Raw genomic sequence first — 16,367 nt, forward strand, 5'->3', positions numbered from 1 at the left:
ACACATCCAAGGGTCTGATTTATCAACACCACCGCGATCCAGCAATGCCGCTGAACCGAAAACTGTGCACTTTGCACAACTCAACCGATCCAGCAAGTCATTTCAGCCGACATGCTTGGATGCAGACCAACCGTTTGGCGTCTTCAAAAACGATCAGCGTTCATCACCAGGGTCCACGCGGTCACAAAGTCACGCGCCAACTTCTCGCGGCTGTCGTCTTGGGCATAGACCTCGGCATAGGCCCGCAGCACCGAATTGGAGCCGAACACCAGGTCCACCCGACTGGCCGTCCACTTGGTTTGGCCTGTTTTGCGGTCACAAATGTCGTAAGAGTTGCGGCCCGTGGGCTTCCACTGGTAGACCATGTCGGTCAAGACCACAAAAAAGTCGTTGCTCAAGACCCCCACCCGATCGGTGAACACGCCGTGCTGGCTGCCACCGTGGTTGGTGCCCAGCACGCGCATGCCGCCGATCAGCGCCGTCATCTGGTGCGCGGTCAGGCCCATGAGTTGGGCTCGGTCGAGCAACAACTCTTCGGGGCTCACGGCGTAGTGCTGTTTGACCCAATTGCGGAAGCCATCGTGGATCGGTTCGAGCACCGCGAACGACTCGACATCGGTCATGGCCTCGCTGGCGTCGCCACGCCCCGGCTGGAAGGGCACCGGAATGTCAAAGCCCGCCGCTTTGATGGCCTGCTCCACACCCACATTGCCAGCCAGCACAATCACATCGGCCACACTGACGCCGCTGTCCTTGCCAATGCCTTCAAGCACGCCCAACACCTTGGCCAGACGGGCAGGTTCATTGCCTGCCCAGTCCTTTTGCGGGGCCAGGCGAATGCGTGCGCCGTTGGCACCGCCGCGCTTGTCGGAGTGGCGGAAGGTGCGGGCACTGTCCCAGGCAGTGGTCACCATCTCGCTCACGCTCAAGCCACTGGCCGCGATCTTGGCTTTGACCGCTGACACGTCGTAGTTGGCTTGGCCTACAGGCACCGGGTCTTGCCAAATCAGGTCTTCTTGCGGCACTTCGGGGCCAATGTATCGGGCTTTGGGGCCCAGATCACGGTGCGTCAGCTTGAACCAGGCGCGGGCAAAAACCTTGGAGAAATACTCGGGGTCTTTGTGAAAGCGCTCTGAAATCACGCGGTAGGCCGGGTCCATCTTCATGGCCATGTCGGCGTCGGTCATCATGGGTTGCAGGCGAATCGACGGGTCTTCCACATCGACTGGCATGTCTTCTGGCTGGATGTCGATGGGCTGCCACTGGTGCGCACCAGCGGGGCTCTTGGTCAGCTCCCACTCGTAGTTGAGCAACAAATGGAAGTAGCCGTTGTCCCACTGCGTGGGGTGGGTGGTCCAGGCTCCTTCGATGCCGCTGGTCACGGTGTCACGACCCACACTGCGTGTGCTGTGATTCATCCAGCCCAGGCCCTGTTCGTTCACATCGGCACCTTCTGGAGCGGGGCCCAGGTTTTGCGCCTTGCCGTTGCCATGTGCTTTGCCCACGGTGTGACCGCCTGCGGTCAGGGCCACGGTTTCTTCGTCGTCCATGGCCATGCGGGCAAAGGTCAGGCGCACGTCTTGCGCCGTTTTCAAGGGATCGGGCTGGCCGTTGACGCCTTCGGGGTTCACATAGATCAAACCCATTTGCACGGCGGCCAAGGGGTTTTCCAGAGATTGACGGTCACCGCCGTCGTAGCGTTCCGAACCCAACCATTCTTTTTCTGCGCCCCAATAAATGTCTTGCTCGGGGTGCCAAATGTCTTCGCGGCCAAAAGCAAATCCATAGGTCTTGAGGCCCATCGATTCATAAGCCACGTTGCCCGCCAGCACGATCAAGTCGGCCCAGCTGATGCGGTTGCCGTATTTCTTTTTGATCGGCCAGAGCAGGCGACGCGCCTTGTCGAGGTTGGCGTTGTCGGGCCAAGAATTGAGCGGCGCAAAGCGCTGGTTACCCGTGCCCGCACCGCCCCGGCCGTCGGCAATGCGGTAAGTGCCCGCGGCATGCCAGGCCATGCGGATCATCAAACCGCCGTAATGCCCCCAATCGGCAGGCCACCAGTCTTGGCTGTCGGTCATGAGCGCCGTCAGGTCTTTTTTGAGCGCAGGCACATCCAACTTTTTGACTTCTTCGCGGTAGTTGAAATCGGCCCCCATGGGGTTGGTCTTGGTGTCATGCTGGTGCAGGATGTCCAGATTCAACGCCTTGGGCCACCACGCCTTGGCGGCGTTGGCGGAACTGGCATGGGTATTGGCACCGTGCATGACGGGGCATTGGCCTGCGGTGGTGGAAGTGGGGTTCATGGTGCATCCTTCGTGGTGGGTATCTCGAGGTTCGGTGTTTGCAAATACGGTCTTGTGGAAACCGCTGCAGAAAGAAAAAACTTTCACATCCGAGATCTCAGTTTACGCATGCCGTGACGACTGAATCAGCGATTTATTCAATGACCGCGATAGCCACGGCCTGCTTGCGTTATCCAAGCCACACAACGTGGCGCATGCTCGAATAAACCTTTTGCACTGACTCCAATGACGCGGAAACACCTTCGATCAACGAGGTCAAATGCACAACAAGTGAAGTTATTGACCCCTTTTCTACGCTATGCCCCATAATGCATGCGTGTACGTCATAAAAAACGGCACAAGTCAGGTGATCGGTCAGTTTCGCGCGCTACGGCGGCAGTTCTCAGTTTGTTGTGCTTTCGGGACCCCATCGCTTTGTTTTATGTATTTCTGAGGAGTCCCCATGGGCAATAAACTTTACGTCGGCAACTTGCCGTACACCGTTCGCGACGAAGACCTGCAACAGGCCTTCGGCGAATTCGGCGCCATCACCAGCGCCAAAGTCATGATGGAACGCGACACAGGTCGTTCCAAAGGTTTCGGCTTTGTCGAAATGGGCAGCGATGCCGAAGCACAAGCTGCCATCGCTGGCATGAACGGTCAATCTTTGGGTGGCCGCAGCATCACCGTGAACGAAGCCCGTCCGATGGAGGCACGTCCTCCCCGTACAGGCGGCTTCGGTGGTGGTGGCGGTTACGGCGGTGGCGGTGATCGCTCCGGCGGTGGCGGCTACGGTGGCGGTGGCCGCTCTGGCGGTGGTGGCTACGGCGGTGGCGATCGCTCCGGTGGTGGCGGCTACGGCGGTGGTGGTGATCGTTCCGGTGGCGGTGGTTACGGTGGCGGCGGTCGCGGCGGCTACTAAGCCCTCCCTTTTCGCTCGTGGCAGACGTTCTGCTGCGTAACTTCTGAACCAGTCAACACTGGGATACAGATGTCAAAGGCTTCAAGACTTCGGTTTTGAAGCCTTTTTACTGGGTCGGTGCCAAAACCACTTTCATCCCACGAACTTGCAAAAAAAACGCCACATCTGTGGCGTTTTTTTCAAAACCACATCAACGAAGATGTGGCACTGATCAAGTCATCAAGCTGACTTGACGGCATCCAAGTTACGCAAGCGAATGTGCAGTTCTCGCAACTGTTTCTCGTCGACCGGGCTTGGTGCCTGGGTCAGCAAACACTGAGCACGTTGGGTCTTGGGGAAGGCGATCACGTCGCGGATGGATTCAGCACCGGTCATGAGCGTGACGATGCGGTCCAAACCGAAAGCCAGGCCACCGTGTGGAGGTGCACCGTATTGCAGCGCGTCGAGCAAGAAGCCGAACTTGATCTGGGCTTCTTCGGGTGTGATCTTCAAGGCGTCAAACACCTTTTGCTGCACATCGGCACGGTGAATACGCACTGAGCCGCCGCCCATTTCCCAGCCGTTCAAGACCATGTCATAGCCCTTGGAGATGCACTTCTCTGGCGCGGTGACCATCCAGTCTTCGTGACCGTCTTTGGGCGCGGTGAAGGGGTGGTGCACAGCGGTGTAGCGCTGGTTTTCGTCGTCGTACTCGAACATCGGGAAGTCGACCACCCACATCGGGGCCCAACGGTCTTCAAACAGACCATTGGCTTTGCCAAATGCGCTGTGACCGATCTTGATGCGCAGGGCACCAATGGCATCATTGACGATTTTTTCTTTGTCAGCACCGAAGAAAATCAGGTCGCCGTTTTGAGCACCCGAGCGCTCCAGCACAGCCGTCAATGCAGCGTCGTGGATGTTTTTAACGATGGGTGACTGCAAACCTTCGCGGCCCTTGGACAGGTCGTTGACGCGGATGTAGGCAAGACCCTTCGCACCGTAAATCTTGACAAACTCGGTGTACGCGTCGATTTCGCCACGGCTGATGCCACCGCCTTCGACCGAACCATTGGGCACACGCAGGGCGACCACACGGCCGCCTTTCATGTTGGCAGCACCGGAGAACACCTTGAAGTCCACGTCACCCATGACGTCGGTCACTTCGGTGAACTGCAGCTTCACGCGCAGATCAGGCTTGTCGGAGCCATAAATGTGCATCGCGTCCTGGTAGGTCATGACCGGGAACTCGCCCAGGTCCACGCCAATGGTTTTGACGAACACGCGCTTGATCATGCCCTGGAACATGTCGCGAATTTCTTCTTCGGTCAGGAAGGAGGTTTCGATATCGATCTGGGTGAATTCGGGCTGGCGGTCAGCACGCAAGTCTTCGTCACGGAAGCACTTGGTGATTTGGTAGTAACGGTCATAGCCCGCCACCATCAAGAGCTGCTTGAAGAGCTGAGGCGACTGGGGCAAAGCGAAAAACTGACCATCGTGCACGCGGCTGGGCACCAGGTAGTCGCGGGCACCTTCGGGCGTGCTCTTGGTGAGCATGGGGGTTTCAATATCAACAAACCCATTTTCATCGAGGTACTTGCGCACTTCCATGGCCACTTTGTAGCGCAGCATCAGGTTGTTTTGCATGTAGGGACGGCGCAAGTCCAGCACACGGTGTGTGAGGCGAGTCGTTTCAGACAGGTTTTCTTCGTCAATCTGGAAAGGAGGTGTGACGGAGGCGTTGAGCACGATCAGTTCGTGGCACAACACCTCGATCTTGCCGCTCTTCATGTTGTCATTGGTCGTGCCATCAGGACGGGCACGCACCACGCCTTTGATTTGCACGCAGTACTCGTTGCGCACGTCTTCGGCCACTTTGAACATGTCGGGGCGGTCCGGGTCGCAAACCACTTGCACATAGCCTTCGCGGTCGCGCAGGTCGATGAAGATCACGCCACCGTGGTCACGGCGACGGTTGACCCAGCCGCACAGGCTCACGGATTCGCCCGTCAGGGCTTCGGTCACCAGACCGCAGTAGTGGGAACGCATGGACATGTTGTTGGACTTTCAGGATACGCAGGAACAAGATTCAAAAAAAGGCGCGTCAGTCCAGCTTGGCTTGGGCCGGGTCTGACGGAGGCTTGGGGACAGGCGTGCCGGGCACCACCACCCCCATGGAAATGATGTATTTGAGTGCATCGTCAACACTCATGTCGAGCTCAATGACATCGGCTCGGGGCATCATCAGGAAAAAGCCCGAGGTCGGGTTGGGCGTGGTGGGCACATACACACTCACCATGGGTTGACCCAAGTGCTTGGCCACTTCCCCCCCAGGGGTTCCGGTCAAAAAGGCAATGGTCCATGAACCCTGACGGGGGTATTGGACCAACAAGGCTTTGGAAAACGCATGGCCACTGCCCGAAAACAAGGTGTCGGCCACCTGCTTGACACTGGTGTAGATGCTGCGCACCACAGGAATGCGGTTCATGAGGCCGTGCCATTTGCGCAGCCACCACTGGCCAAACATATTGGCCACAAAAACGCCCGTGGCAAAAATGAACACGGCCACTATGGCCACACCCAGACCAGGCACACCTCGAAGGTATTCGGCGCTGGCGTGAATGCCAGGAATCAAGGTGTCGGCTGCATGCAAAACGGCCAAGAAAATGGCGTCGAGCAGCCCAAGCAACCACATCAGCACCCACACAGTGATCCCCATGGGCAGCCACACCAGTAAACCGGTGATGAAATACTGTTTGAAGCTGCGGTGTTTCATGGGCAAGGGCAATCGTGGAATCTGACGAAAAAACTTCAATGACAAGCACAAGAGGCTGCGCAGCCAGCCGCACTGGAAGTTGCTGCCGCCGTACCAGCCTCAGGACTTGCGGCAGGTGCAGAACCCGGTGAGGCATCGGAAGACGGAACAGCTGCTGCTGCAGCAGGCACTGCCGCGGTTCCACCGCCCTTAAAGTCGGTGGCGTACCAACCAGTGCCCTTGAGCTGAAAGCCAGGTGCTGTCAATTGCTTGCTGAATTTGGGTGCACCGCAAACCGGACAATCGGTCAGAGGAGCGTCACTCATTTTTTGCAACACATCCTTGGCATGGCCGCAGGCGTCACATTTGTAAGCATAAATGGGCATATGAAAAGCCTTAAAGGGTAATGCGGGAAAACCTTTAATTATAGGCGCGCAGAGATTTTGCAACCGCCGCCTGTCCTGCAAACCTTAGGGCTGTACATGGACTGCTTGACCCTCTAGGGCATCACTTGCCTCATTGACCCTCAGTGATTGCGCCCTCACCCAAGTCGTCAATCCATCAATGCTTGTCCGAATGCCCACCCATGCTGGCACGATGCAAAGCACTGAGCATTGAATGACCCTGGTTGGGAATGAGGCTCGGCATCAATGAGCCAATGACCATGCCCAAAATCGATGCAAAAAGGCCGAGCAAGTTGGCTGGAACCAAAGTCTCTGTCCCCAGCAAACTCAGAACCAACCAAGTGCCCACCCCCATAACCACCGACATCAAGGCCCCTTGCGTGTTGGCCCTTGGCCAAAATGCACCAGCCACCAAGGGCACAAAGGCCCCGGTCAAAGTGACGTTGTAGGCGTTCTGCACCATTTCGTACATGGTGCTGTTGCTGTTAAGTGCAAACAACAAGGCACAAGCACAGAAGGTGACCAAAATGATCCTCAGCAGCAGCAAGAACTGACGATCACTCATGTGGGGCACAAAGGGCTTGAGCACGTTTTCGGTGAAAGTGGCCGTGGGGGCCAACAAGGCACCGCTGGCGGTGGACAAGATGGCCGAGAGCAAAGCGCCGAAGAACAAAATCTGCGCCCACATGGGCATTTGGCCTAACACCAGATCGGGCAGGATGCGCTGGATGGCGCGCGCGTCCTCTGACTGGAACAAGGCCTTGAGCTCGGGGTGGGCGATCAGGGCCGCATAAGCGATGTACAGCGGAATGAAGGCGATCACAAAATACATCAGACCGCCAATGAGGGTCCCACGCACGGCGGTTTTTTCGTCCTTGGCACTGGTCATGCGCTGGAACACGTCCTGCTGCGGGATGGAGCCAAAAGCAAACGCAAAGAAAGCACCTGCCATGGCCCACCAGGCGGCGGCATCCATGTCGGCAGGGAACATGTCGAACTTCCCGTCAGCGGCCGCTTGTGCCACGACCTTGTCAAAGCCACCCGCATTGCCACCCACCAGGGTGGCCACCAGGATCAGGCCGACCACAATGATCACGGTCTGGAACAAATCGGTGAAGGCCACCGACCACATGCCACCAAAGACGGTGTAGACCAGCACCACGGCTGCGCCCATCATGATGGCGTAATTCAAATCAATCGCCCCGGACGAGAGCACATGGATGACCAAGCCCAGCGCTGTCAGTTGCGCCGAGGTCCAGCCCAAGTAAGACAACACAATCGCCACACTGGTCAGCACCTCCACCGACTTGCCGTAGCGGACCTTGTAGAAGTCGCCAATGGTGAGCAGGTTCAGGCGGTAAAACAGCTTGGCAAACAGCAAAGCCGCCAGCACGAGGCAAACCGTGGCCCCAAAGGGATCACCGGGAATACCGTTCAGACCATCTTTGGCAAAGGTGGCCGACACCGACAAGACCGTCTCGGCCCCGAACCAGGTGGCAAACACGGTGGCCACGTTCATGTACAACGGCAAGCTCCGTCCCGCCACCAGGTAATCCTTGGCCCCATGAACCCGGCGAGCAGCCAATAAACCAATGCCAATGGTCACGGCCAAGTAAGCGATCACAAAAGTCAGCAACACCTTCGTACCCTCCAAAATTCAGGCTTAGTAAATCAGTTGCAGGTGCATGCCCACCTGCAAAACGACCAAGGAAACCACAAAGCCCAACCCGGCGTAAATCAGGGTTTGCAGCAATCTGTTGGTTCGTCGCTGCTCAGCCAGCAACTGCTCCATCTGACGCACATCGTTTTGGCGTGGTTGTTTCAAGTACTCGTGCAGCAAGCGTGGCAACTGCGGCAGCAGTTTGGCGTAGTGCGGAGCTTGCGACTTGAGCTCTTCCCATAACTTTTTAGGGCCAATTTGGTCCAGCATCCACTTTTCCAGGAAAGGCTTGGCCGTGCTCCACAGGTCCAGCTCCGGGTCCAGATCGCGCCCCAGGCCTTCGATGTTGAGCAGGGTTTTTTGCAGCAACACCAATTGGGGCTGGATTTCGACCTGAAAGCGGCGCGAAGTCTGGAACAGGCGCATGAGCACCATGCCCAACGAAATCTCTTTGAGCGGACGGTCAAAGTAAGGCTCACACACCGCACGGATGGCCGACTCCAGCTCATCCACCCGCGTCTCCGGCGGGACCCATCCCGATTCAATGTGCAGTTCGGCCACGCGCTTGTAGTCGCGGCGGAAAAACGCGGTGAAGTTTTGCGCCAGGTACTCTTTGTCGTACTCGGTGAGCGTGCCCACGATGCCGAAGTCCAAGGAGATGTAGCGGCCAAAGGTCTCAGGGGCCAGGCTGACCTGGATGTTGCCGGGATGCATGTCGGCATGGAAAAAGCCGTCGCGGAACACTTGTGTGAAAAACAGGGTCACGCCATCGCGGGCCAACTTGGGAATGTCCACACCCGCTTCACGCAGGCGGTCCACCTGGCTGATGGGCACACCGTGCATGCGCTCCATGACGATGACCTCGGGATGACAAAAGTCCCAGATCATCTCGGGGATCAGCACCAGATCGAGGCCTTGCATGTTGCGGCGCAGCTGCGCTGCGTTGGCCGCTTCGCGCACCAGGTCCAGCTCGTCGTGCAGGTATTTGTCAAACTCGGCCACCACCTCGCGGGGCTTGAGTCGTTTGCCGTCGGCGCTCAGGTTTTCCACCCAACCGGCCATCATGCGCATCAGGCTCAGGTCTTTGTCGATGACGGGCAGCATGCCGGGGCGCAAGACCTTCACGGCCACTTCGCGCACTTCACCCGATTTGCCTCGCAAGGTGCCAAAGTGAACCTGAGCAATCGAGGCACTGGCCACGGGCTCGCGCTCAAAAGTTTCAAAGATGTCGTCGACTTTGCGGTTAAAAGCCCGCTCGATCGACGCCACTGCGATTTCCGAGCTGAAGGGGGGCACGCGGTCTTGCAGCTTGGCCAGTTCTTCGGCGATGTCGGGGGCCAGCAAGTCGCGCCGGGTAGACAGCACTTGCCCAAACTTCACAAAGATCGGACCCAGACGCTCGAGCGCCTCGCGCAGGCGCACCGCCCGGGGCGAGCGCAAGTCGCGGCCCACCGAGAGCACACGGGCCAGCAGGCGTATCCAGGGTTTTTGAAAGCTCGAGAGCACCAACTCATCCAGGCCGTAGCGCAGGACGATGAAAACAATGAAGGCGCCGCGCCCGAAACGGCCCCAGCGCATCATGCTGCGCTGCCCGTACGCAACCCGGTACCGGGTCGCTGGGCGACAAAACTGCGCAAAGCGGCCAAAGCCTGACGAGCGACTTGTGCCAAGGTGTGCGCGGGGGCGTCGCCGATCAGGCGAGCCAAGTCCTCTTCGGCATCCCAGCGGACATGGTCAATCAGCCAATTGACTTCAGCAGCCAACTGCACATCGCCTTCAATGCGCACCTTGGGTTTGTCGCCCCGAGCCAAAGCCGAAGCGATGGAGACGGGCGAGTCTTCGGTCACCGTCAGGCGCAGATCGAAGCCTTCAAAATGACCACGCTCAAGCAAACCTGCGGGGGTAGGGCTGAGTTGAAGTTGCATGCGATCCCAAACCAGCTCGATGCGCTGGCCTTTTTGGCGGGCCAGACGGGCCATGGCTTCGGGCTCGTTCATGAGCACATGGTTGAGGAACAAAACAAGGCGGTTGACGCTCTCGTCCACCACCCAGGCTGGGGGCTGGAAGTTGGCTGCGAGCCGGTTGACCATGTCGGGGAGCGCCTGAGCGGCCCATGAAAAAGGGGACTGTGTTGCCATAGTCCCCGATTATTCCCGAAAGTACAGGCCCCGAAGCATCAGGGCTTTGTCGTTCCCGCTTTATTGCAAGGCTTGCACGCCTGCAACCAGCCAACCACCGCCTTGCTTGGATTTGGTCATGTTCCAGACTTCGCGGAATGGGCTAGGACCCGACACTGCGTCTTCACGGATCATGCCGTTGAACTCGACACTGGCCATGTAGGCGTCGGCCTGCTCTTCAATGCCCAAAAGCTGGGCGTCAAGCATGACCACTTCGGTCTTGTTTGGTTGACCTGGGAATTGCGCTTCACGCTCTGCCAATTGGTTGCGTATTTCCAAAACCATGGCATCCGTCATCATGGAGCGCAAAGCACTGATGTCAGAACGATCCCAAGCGTCTTGCAATGTCACAAAATTGCGTTTCGCAGCGGTGATGAAGCTGTCCACATCAAAACCCGCAGGAATGCCCCAGGTTTGTGTGCCGCCCAAGTTCGAACCGATGCCCGAACCGATCATGGAACCTGTGGATTGCGAGGCAGCAGAGCTGTCAAAACGCGTGTTTTGGGCTTCCCAAGGACGCGCTGAAGCGTCATTGCCAACATTGTGAGGGCTGTATTCCTTGAGGGATGCAGGGTTGTTGGCAGAGCCTCCTGCACCTTGGTAGGCCAGACCATTCGTCTGCGTTGCACCACCTCGGCGAGCTCGCATGATCATGCCGATCACAGCGATCACTGCCACACCGATCAACAAAGCCATCAAGATGTTGCCAAAGGCCTCACCCATACCGAGCGAACTGGCCAGCCAAGCCAAGCCCAAACCAGCGGCCAAACCGCCCAACATGGCACCCCATGGTTTCTTCGGTGCAGCAGCAGCTGGTGCGGCAGCAGGTTTGGCCGCATTGGTGGGGGCTGCATTTTGTGCCGGCGCGGCAGGTGTTTGAGGCGCTGCATCGCGCTTGGTGACCTGATTCGATTGCTGCCCAATGGATTTTCCGCCACCCATGCGGCGTGCGGCCTCGGCGTTCAGGCTACCCAAGGCCATCACGCCCGCGAGCATCAGTGTCATCAACTTTCTGTTCATGGTGTCTCCAACTCAGGAAATTCAATTTTCGGACATCAACATTTGATGCCCATGTGCAAGGCTACCACCCCGGCCGACAAGTTGTGAAAATCAACATGGCCAAATCCGGCATTTTTCATAAGGGTTTTCAGATCCTCTTGGCTGGGGTGCATGCGGATGGATTCTGCCAAATACCGGTAGCTGTCGGCGTCACCCGCCACCAGCTTGCCCAACTGGGGCAAGATCTTGAAGCTGTACCAGTCGTAGGCTTTTTCCAGGGGTTTGGCCACTTTGGAAAACTCCAAAACCAACAATTTACCGCCTGGCTTGAGCACCCGGCACATTTCCTTCAAAGCCACGTCCTTGTGCGTCATGTTGCGCAGGCCAAAGGCGACGCTGACCACATTGAAGTGGCCATCGGGAAAAGGCAGCTTTTCGGCATCACACACCAAAGTGGGCAGCACCAGACCGTGGTCAACCAAACGGTCACGGCCGGTGGACAACATGGCTTCGTTGATGTCGGTGTGCACCACGCGGCCCGTGGCCCCCACTTTTTTGGCAAAGGCCATGGACAAGTCGCCCGTGCCGCCTGCGATGTCCAGCACCTGATCGCCCTCTTTGAGGTTGGCCACCTGCACGGTGTAGGCCTTCCACACGCGGTGCAAGCCCATGGACATCAGGTCGTTCATCACGTCGTATTTGGACGCGACAGAGTCGAACACGCCACGCACATGCTTGGCTTTTTCGCTCTCGTCGACGGTTTTGAAACCGAAGTGGGTGCTGCTCATGCCGACTTCCTCAATGCTTGTGACCGCAGCTGCCGCCCGCCGAGGCTTCGACCATGGGCGCGTCACGGCTCATGCCCGCCGCTTGCAGGCGGTCTTCGTACTGTTTCCACAGGGCGGCTTCCTGGTCACCCAGAAAGTACAGGTACTCCCAAGTGAACAAACCCGATTCGTGCCCATCGGTGAAGGTGGGTTTCACGGCGTAATTGCCCACAGGCTCGATTTCGGCAATGCCGACCTCGCGCTTGCCGGTCTGCAGCACTTCCTGGCCGGGGCCGTGGCCTTGCACCTCGGCCGAGGGCGAATACACGCGCATCAGCTCAAACGGAATGCGAAACTGAGCCCCGTCGGAAAACCCGATCTCCAGCACCCGGGTCTGACCGTGCAGAGTCAGCGACTCGGGGTGGGGCATGTCTTTTTTCAATCCGGCCATGTTTTGCTTTCGAAATTTTGCTGTCGGGTAGCGTGTCGGGCTTACACCAGCACGCGCTCAATGCCGCCTGCATTGGCGGCGCTCACGTACTCGGGCATCCATTCTTCGCCAAGGATGTGCTTGGCCATCTCAACCACAATGTAGTCGGCTTCGAGAAGGCCGTTTTTCATGTCGTCGCCAAAGCGCGACAAGCCTTGCAGGCAGCTGGGGCAGCTGGTCAGGATTTTCACGTTGGCCTGAGGGGCCAGTGCACCGCTGCTGCGCAAGGCGGCTTCGCCTTTGAGCAGCTCTTCTTCCTTGCGAAAGCGCACCTGGGTCGAGATGTCCGGGCGCGTCACGCCCAGCGTGCCCGATTCGCCGCAGCAGCGTTTGCTTTCCAGCACGTTGTCTCCCATCAAGGCCTTCACTGTCTTCATGGGCTCTTGCTGCTTCATGGGGCTGTGGCAAGGGTCGTGGTACAGATAGGCCCCGCCCGCATCGAGCTTCATGCCTTTTTCGAGCAGGAACTCGTGGATGTCGATGATGCGGCAGCCGGGAAAGATCTTGTCGAACTGGTAGCCCTGCAGCTGGTCGTAGCAAGTGCCGCAGCTCACCACCACAGTCTTGATGTCCAGGTAGTTGAGCGTGTTGGCCACTCGGTGGAACAGCACGCGGTTGTCGGTGATGATTTTTTCGGCCTTGTCGAACTGGCCCGAGCCTTTTTGCGGGTAGCCGCAGCACAGGTAACCCGGTGGCAACACCGTCTGCACGCCCACATGCCAGAGCATGGCCTGGGTGGCCAAGCCCACCTGGCTGAACAGGCGCTCCGAGCCGCAACCGGGGAAGTAAAACACCGCTTCAGATTCAGAAGTGGTGGCCTTCGGGTTGCGGATGATGGGCACGTAATCGTTGTCTTCGATGTCCAGCAAAGCACGCGCGGTTTTCTTGGGCAAGTTGCCCGGCATCTTTTTGTTGATGAAGTGGATCACCTGCTCTTTGATGGGCGCAGTGCCCACCGATGCAGGCGGTGCGCTGGTCTGCTTGCGGGCCACGCCCTTGAGCAAACCGGCCACAAAGCGCTGCGCACGCATGCCCACGCCCACCATGGCGGCACGCGCCAGCTTGATGGTCTCGGGGTTGGTGGCGTTGAGCATGAACATGGCGGCGGCGTTGCCGGGGCGGAAGCTTTTCTGGCCCATCTTGCGCAGCAAGTTGCGCATGTTCATGGACACATCACCAAAGTCGATGTTGACCGGGCAAGGCGTCAGGCACTTGTGGCACACGGTGCAGTGGTCGGCCACGTCCTCAAACTCTTGCCAGTGCTTGATGGAGATGCCCCGGCGGGTTTGCTCTTCATAGAGAAACGCCTCGACCAGCAAAGAGGTCGCCAAAATCTTGTTGCGCGGGCTGTAGAGCAAATTGGCACGCGGCACATGCGTGGCACACACGGGTTTGCACTTGCCGCAGCGTAGGCAGTCTTTCACGCTGGCGGCAATCGCACCAATGTCCGACTGTTGCATGATCAGCGACTCGTGGCCCATCAGACCAAAGCTGGGGGTGTAGGCGTGCGTCAAATCGGCGGCGTGCACATCGTCGCCCAGCCCCGTGAGGGCCGCACCACGCAGCAGCTTGCCTTTGTTGAAGCGCCCTTCGGGGTCCACTTTGGCTTTGTAGGCGGTGAAGTTGGCCAACTCGGCATCGGTCAAAAACTCCAGCTTGGTGATGCCAATGCCGTGCTCGCCCGAGATCACACCGTCCAGGCTGCGGGCCAGCACCATGATGCGGGCCACCGCCTCATGCGCGGTTTGCAGCATCTCGTAGTTGTCGGAGTTGACCGGGATGTTGGTGTGCACATTGCCGTCACCGGCGTGCATGTGCAGCGCCACCCACACACGGCCTTTGAGCACGCGTTGGTGAATGGCCGTGACTTCGGTCAGGATCGGCAAAAAGGCCGAGCCCGAGAAAATGTTCTGGAAAGCCGGGCGAATTTGCGTTTTCCAGCTGGCCCGCAGGCTGTGCTCTTGCAGCTGAGGGAACAGCGCATCGACATCGGTCAACCAACCTTGCCACTGCGCACGCACCTCGCGCACCACCGCCAGGGCTTGCGCTACGCGGTCTTCCAGCAGCTCGGCCGAAGGAATGTCGCTGGCGTCGTCTTGCTTGCCCAAGGGCAGGTTGCCCTTTTCCAGAAAATCTTCCAGCTCACGGCAAAACTGCAGCTTGTTGCGCAGGCTCAGCTCAATGTTGATGCGCTCGATGCCATCGGTGTATTCGGCCATGCGCGGCAGCGGAATGACCACGTCCTCGTTGACCTTGAAGGCGTTGGTGTGGCGCGAGATGGCCGCTGTCTTTTTGCGGTCGTGCCAGAACTTTTTGCGTGCCTCGGGGCTGATGGCGATGAAGCCTTCGCCGCTGCGCGAGTTGGCAATGCGCACGATCTCGCTGGTCGCCTTGGCCACGTCGTCGGCGTTGTCTCCGGCAATGTCACCGATCAGCACCATTTTGGGAAAGCCGCCGCGCTTGGACTTGGTGGAATACCCCACGGCTCGCAAATAACGGTCGTCCAAATGCTCCAGGCCCGCCATCACGGTGCCGGTGCGCTTTTGCTCGGCAAACATGAAGTCTTTGATCTCCACGATGCTGGGCACCGCCTCACGGGCGTGGCCAAAGAACTCCATGCACACGGTGCGGGTGTGGGTGGGCATGCGGTGCACGACCCAACGGGCGCTGGTAATCAAGCCGTCACAGCCTTCTTTTTGCACGCCAGGCAGACCCGCGAGGAACTTGTCGGTCACATCTTTGCCCAAGCCTTCCTTGCGGAAAGTCTTGCCCGGGATCACCAGGGTTTCGGTGCGGATCGGGGTTTTGCCGTCGGCCTTGAAGTAGCGCAGCTCAAAAGTGGCCACTTCGGCGTCGTGGATCTTGCCCATGTTGTGGTCCATGCGCACCACATCCAGCCATTCGGCGTCGGGCGTGACCATGCGCCAGCTGGCCAGGTTATCCAGTGCCGTGCCCCACAACACCGCCTTTTTGCCACCCGCGTTCATGGCGATGTTGCCGCCCACGCAGCTGGCTTCGGCCGAAGTTGGGTCCACCGCAAAGACAAAACCGCCGCGCTCGGCCGCATCGGCCACGCGCTGGGTGACCACACCGGCTTCGGTGTAAATGGTCGGAATCTTGTGCGCAATGCCCGGCAGGTCGATCATTTCGACCTCGGTCATGGCTTCGAGCTTTTCGGTGTTGATGACCGCGCTCTTCCAGGTCAGCGGGATCGCGCCCCCCGTGTAGCCCGTACCGCCGCCGCGTGGGACGATGGTCAAGCCCAAATCGATACAGCCTTTGACCAGCCCAGCCATTTCGACCTCAGAGTCAGGCGTCAGCACCACAAAGGGGTATTCCACACGCCAGTCGGTGGCGTCGGTCACATGGCTCACGCGCGAGAGGCCATCGAACTTGATGTTGTCTTTGGCGGTGAGGCGGCCCAAGGTCTTTTGCACCTGGCTGCGCAGCTTGGCCATGCGGGTGAAGCGCTCGCTGAACTGCGTCACGGCCTGGGAGGCCATGGCCAGCAATTGGCCCACCAAGGCGTCGCGGGCGGCATCCACACCCGGGGTGCGGCGCTTTTGCACCTCGCCCAGGCGGTGCTGCAGGGCCTCGACCAGCAATTTACGGCGGGCCGGGTTGTCCAACAGGTCGTCCTGCAAATAGGGGTTGCGCTCGACCACCCAGATGTCACCCAGCACTTCATACAGCATGCGGGCAGAGCGGCCTGTGCGTCGCTCCTCGCGCAGCTGGTTCAGCAGGTCCCAAGCTGACTCACCCAGCAAACGCAGCACGATTTCGCGGTCTGAAAAGCTGGTGTAGTTGTAGGGAATTTCACGCAAACGCGGCGCTTCGGCGTCGGCTTGCATCAAATGTTGGAGCGTAATGGGTGCATTCATGGGGCTAGGCTCAGTCAAAGGCGTCGCTCAAGACGCTGTCAGCCAGACCCG

At 58.7% G+C, this 16,367-nt stretch carries 12 protein-coding genes; 1 reads left to right on the plus strand and 11 read right to left on the minus strand.

Going from position 1 to position 16,367, the window contains the following annotated elements:
* Nucleotides 1-143 precede the first annotated feature (143 nt).
* Nucleotides 144-2,303, minus strand: coding sequence for a catalase/peroxidase HPI (gene katG, locus AMM41_RS13930; protein WP_089960093.1), 2,160 nt, complete (start codon nt 2,301-2,303; stop codon nt 144-146).
* A gap of 442 nt (nt 2,304-2,745) precedes the next feature.
* Here katG and AMM41_RS13935 point away from each other — a divergent pair, with 442 nt between their 5' ends.
* On the plus strand, nt 2,746-3,204 hold the full coding sequence (locus AMM41_RS13935) for an RNA recognition motif domain-containing protein (RefSeq protein WP_089959821.1): 459 nt from the start codon (nt 2,746-2,748) through the stop codon (nt 3,202-3,204).
* Between the two features lie 219 nt (nt 3,205-3,423).
* On the opposite strand, the gene aspS is transcribed toward AMM41_RS13935, so the two are convergent.
* From aspS to AMM41_RS13985, 10 genes are all read right to left on the minus strand, one after another.
* Entirely contained in the window at nt 3,424-5,238 is a 1,815-nt protein-coding gene (aspS, locus tag AMM41_RS13940; RefSeq protein WP_089959824.1) for an aspartate--tRNA ligase, read from the minus strand.
* A gap of 49 nt (nt 5,239-5,287) precedes the next feature.
* The gene (locus AMM41_RS13945) at nt 5,288-5,959 is read right to left on the minus strand and encodes a DUF502 domain-containing protein (RefSeq protein WP_089960096.1); all 672 of its coding nucleotides are present in this window, start codon (nt 5,957-5,959) and stop codon (nt 5,288-5,290) included.
* 35 nt (nt 5,960-5,994) lie between these two features.
* Complete coding sequence (locus AMM41_RS13950) at nt 5,995-6,324, minus strand: FmdB family zinc ribbon protein (RefSeq protein ID WP_089959827.1); 330 nt, start codon at nt 6,322-6,324, stop codon at nt 5,995-5,997.
* A 175-nt stretch (nt 6,325-6,499) separates the two neighbouring features.
* Complete coding sequence (locus AMM41_RS13955; RefSeq protein WP_089959830.1) at nt 6,500-7,981, minus strand: high affinity choline transporter 1; 1,482 nt, start codon at nt 7,979-7,981, stop codon at nt 6,500-6,502.
* A gap of 24 nt (nt 7,982-8,005) precedes the next feature.
* Nucleotides 8,006-9,580 (minus strand): ubiquinone biosynthesis regulatory protein kinase UbiB, encoded by a 1,575-nt coding sequence (gene ubiB / locus AMM41_RS13960; protein WP_089960099.1) that lies wholly within the window; start codon nt 9,578-9,580, stop codon nt 8,006-8,008.
* A complete protein-coding gene (locus AMM41_RS13965) occupies nt 9,580-10,140 on the minus strand; it encodes a hypothetical protein (protein ID WP_089959834.1) in 561 nt (186 codons plus the stop codon). The genes ubiB and AMM41_RS13965 overlap by 1 nt, the downstream gene beginning before the upstream one ends.
* Before the next feature lie 60 nt (nt 10,141-10,200).
* Nucleotides 10,201-11,199, minus strand: a complete 999-nt coding sequence (locus AMM41_RS13970) for a Tim44 domain-containing protein (RefSeq protein WP_089959836.1) — start codon at nt 11,197-11,199, stop codon at nt 10,201-10,203.
* A 35-nt stretch (nt 11,200-11,234) separates the two neighbouring features.
* Nucleotides 11,235-11,966 carry a bifunctional demethylmenaquinone methyltransferase/2-methoxy-6-polyprenyl-1,4-benzoquinol methylase UbiE gene (gene ubiE, locus AMM41_RS13975; protein ID WP_089959840.1) on the minus strand — a complete coding sequence of 244 codons (732 nt, stop codon included), beginning with the start codon at nt 11,964-11,966 and terminating at the stop codon, nt 11,235-11,237.
* A 10-nt stretch (nt 11,967-11,976) separates the two neighbouring features.
* Nucleotides 11,977-12,396, minus strand: a complete 420-nt coding sequence (locus tag AMM41_RS13980; RefSeq protein WP_089959846.1) for a gamma-butyrobetaine hydroxylase family protein — start codon at nt 12,394-12,396, stop codon at nt 11,977-11,979.
* A 41-nt stretch (nt 12,397-12,437) separates the two neighbouring features.
* Entirely contained in the window at nt 12,438-16,316 is a 3,879-nt protein-coding gene (locus tag AMM41_RS13985) for a DUF3683 domain-containing protein (protein ID WP_089959853.1), read from the minus strand.
* Nucleotides 16,317-16,367 lie beyond the last annotated feature (51 nt).

Source organism: Limnohabitans sp. 2KL-3 (assembly GCF_001269405.1).
Classification (GTDB): Bacteria; Pseudomonadota; Gammaproteobacteria; order Burkholderiales; family Burkholderiaceae_C; genus Limnohabitans_A.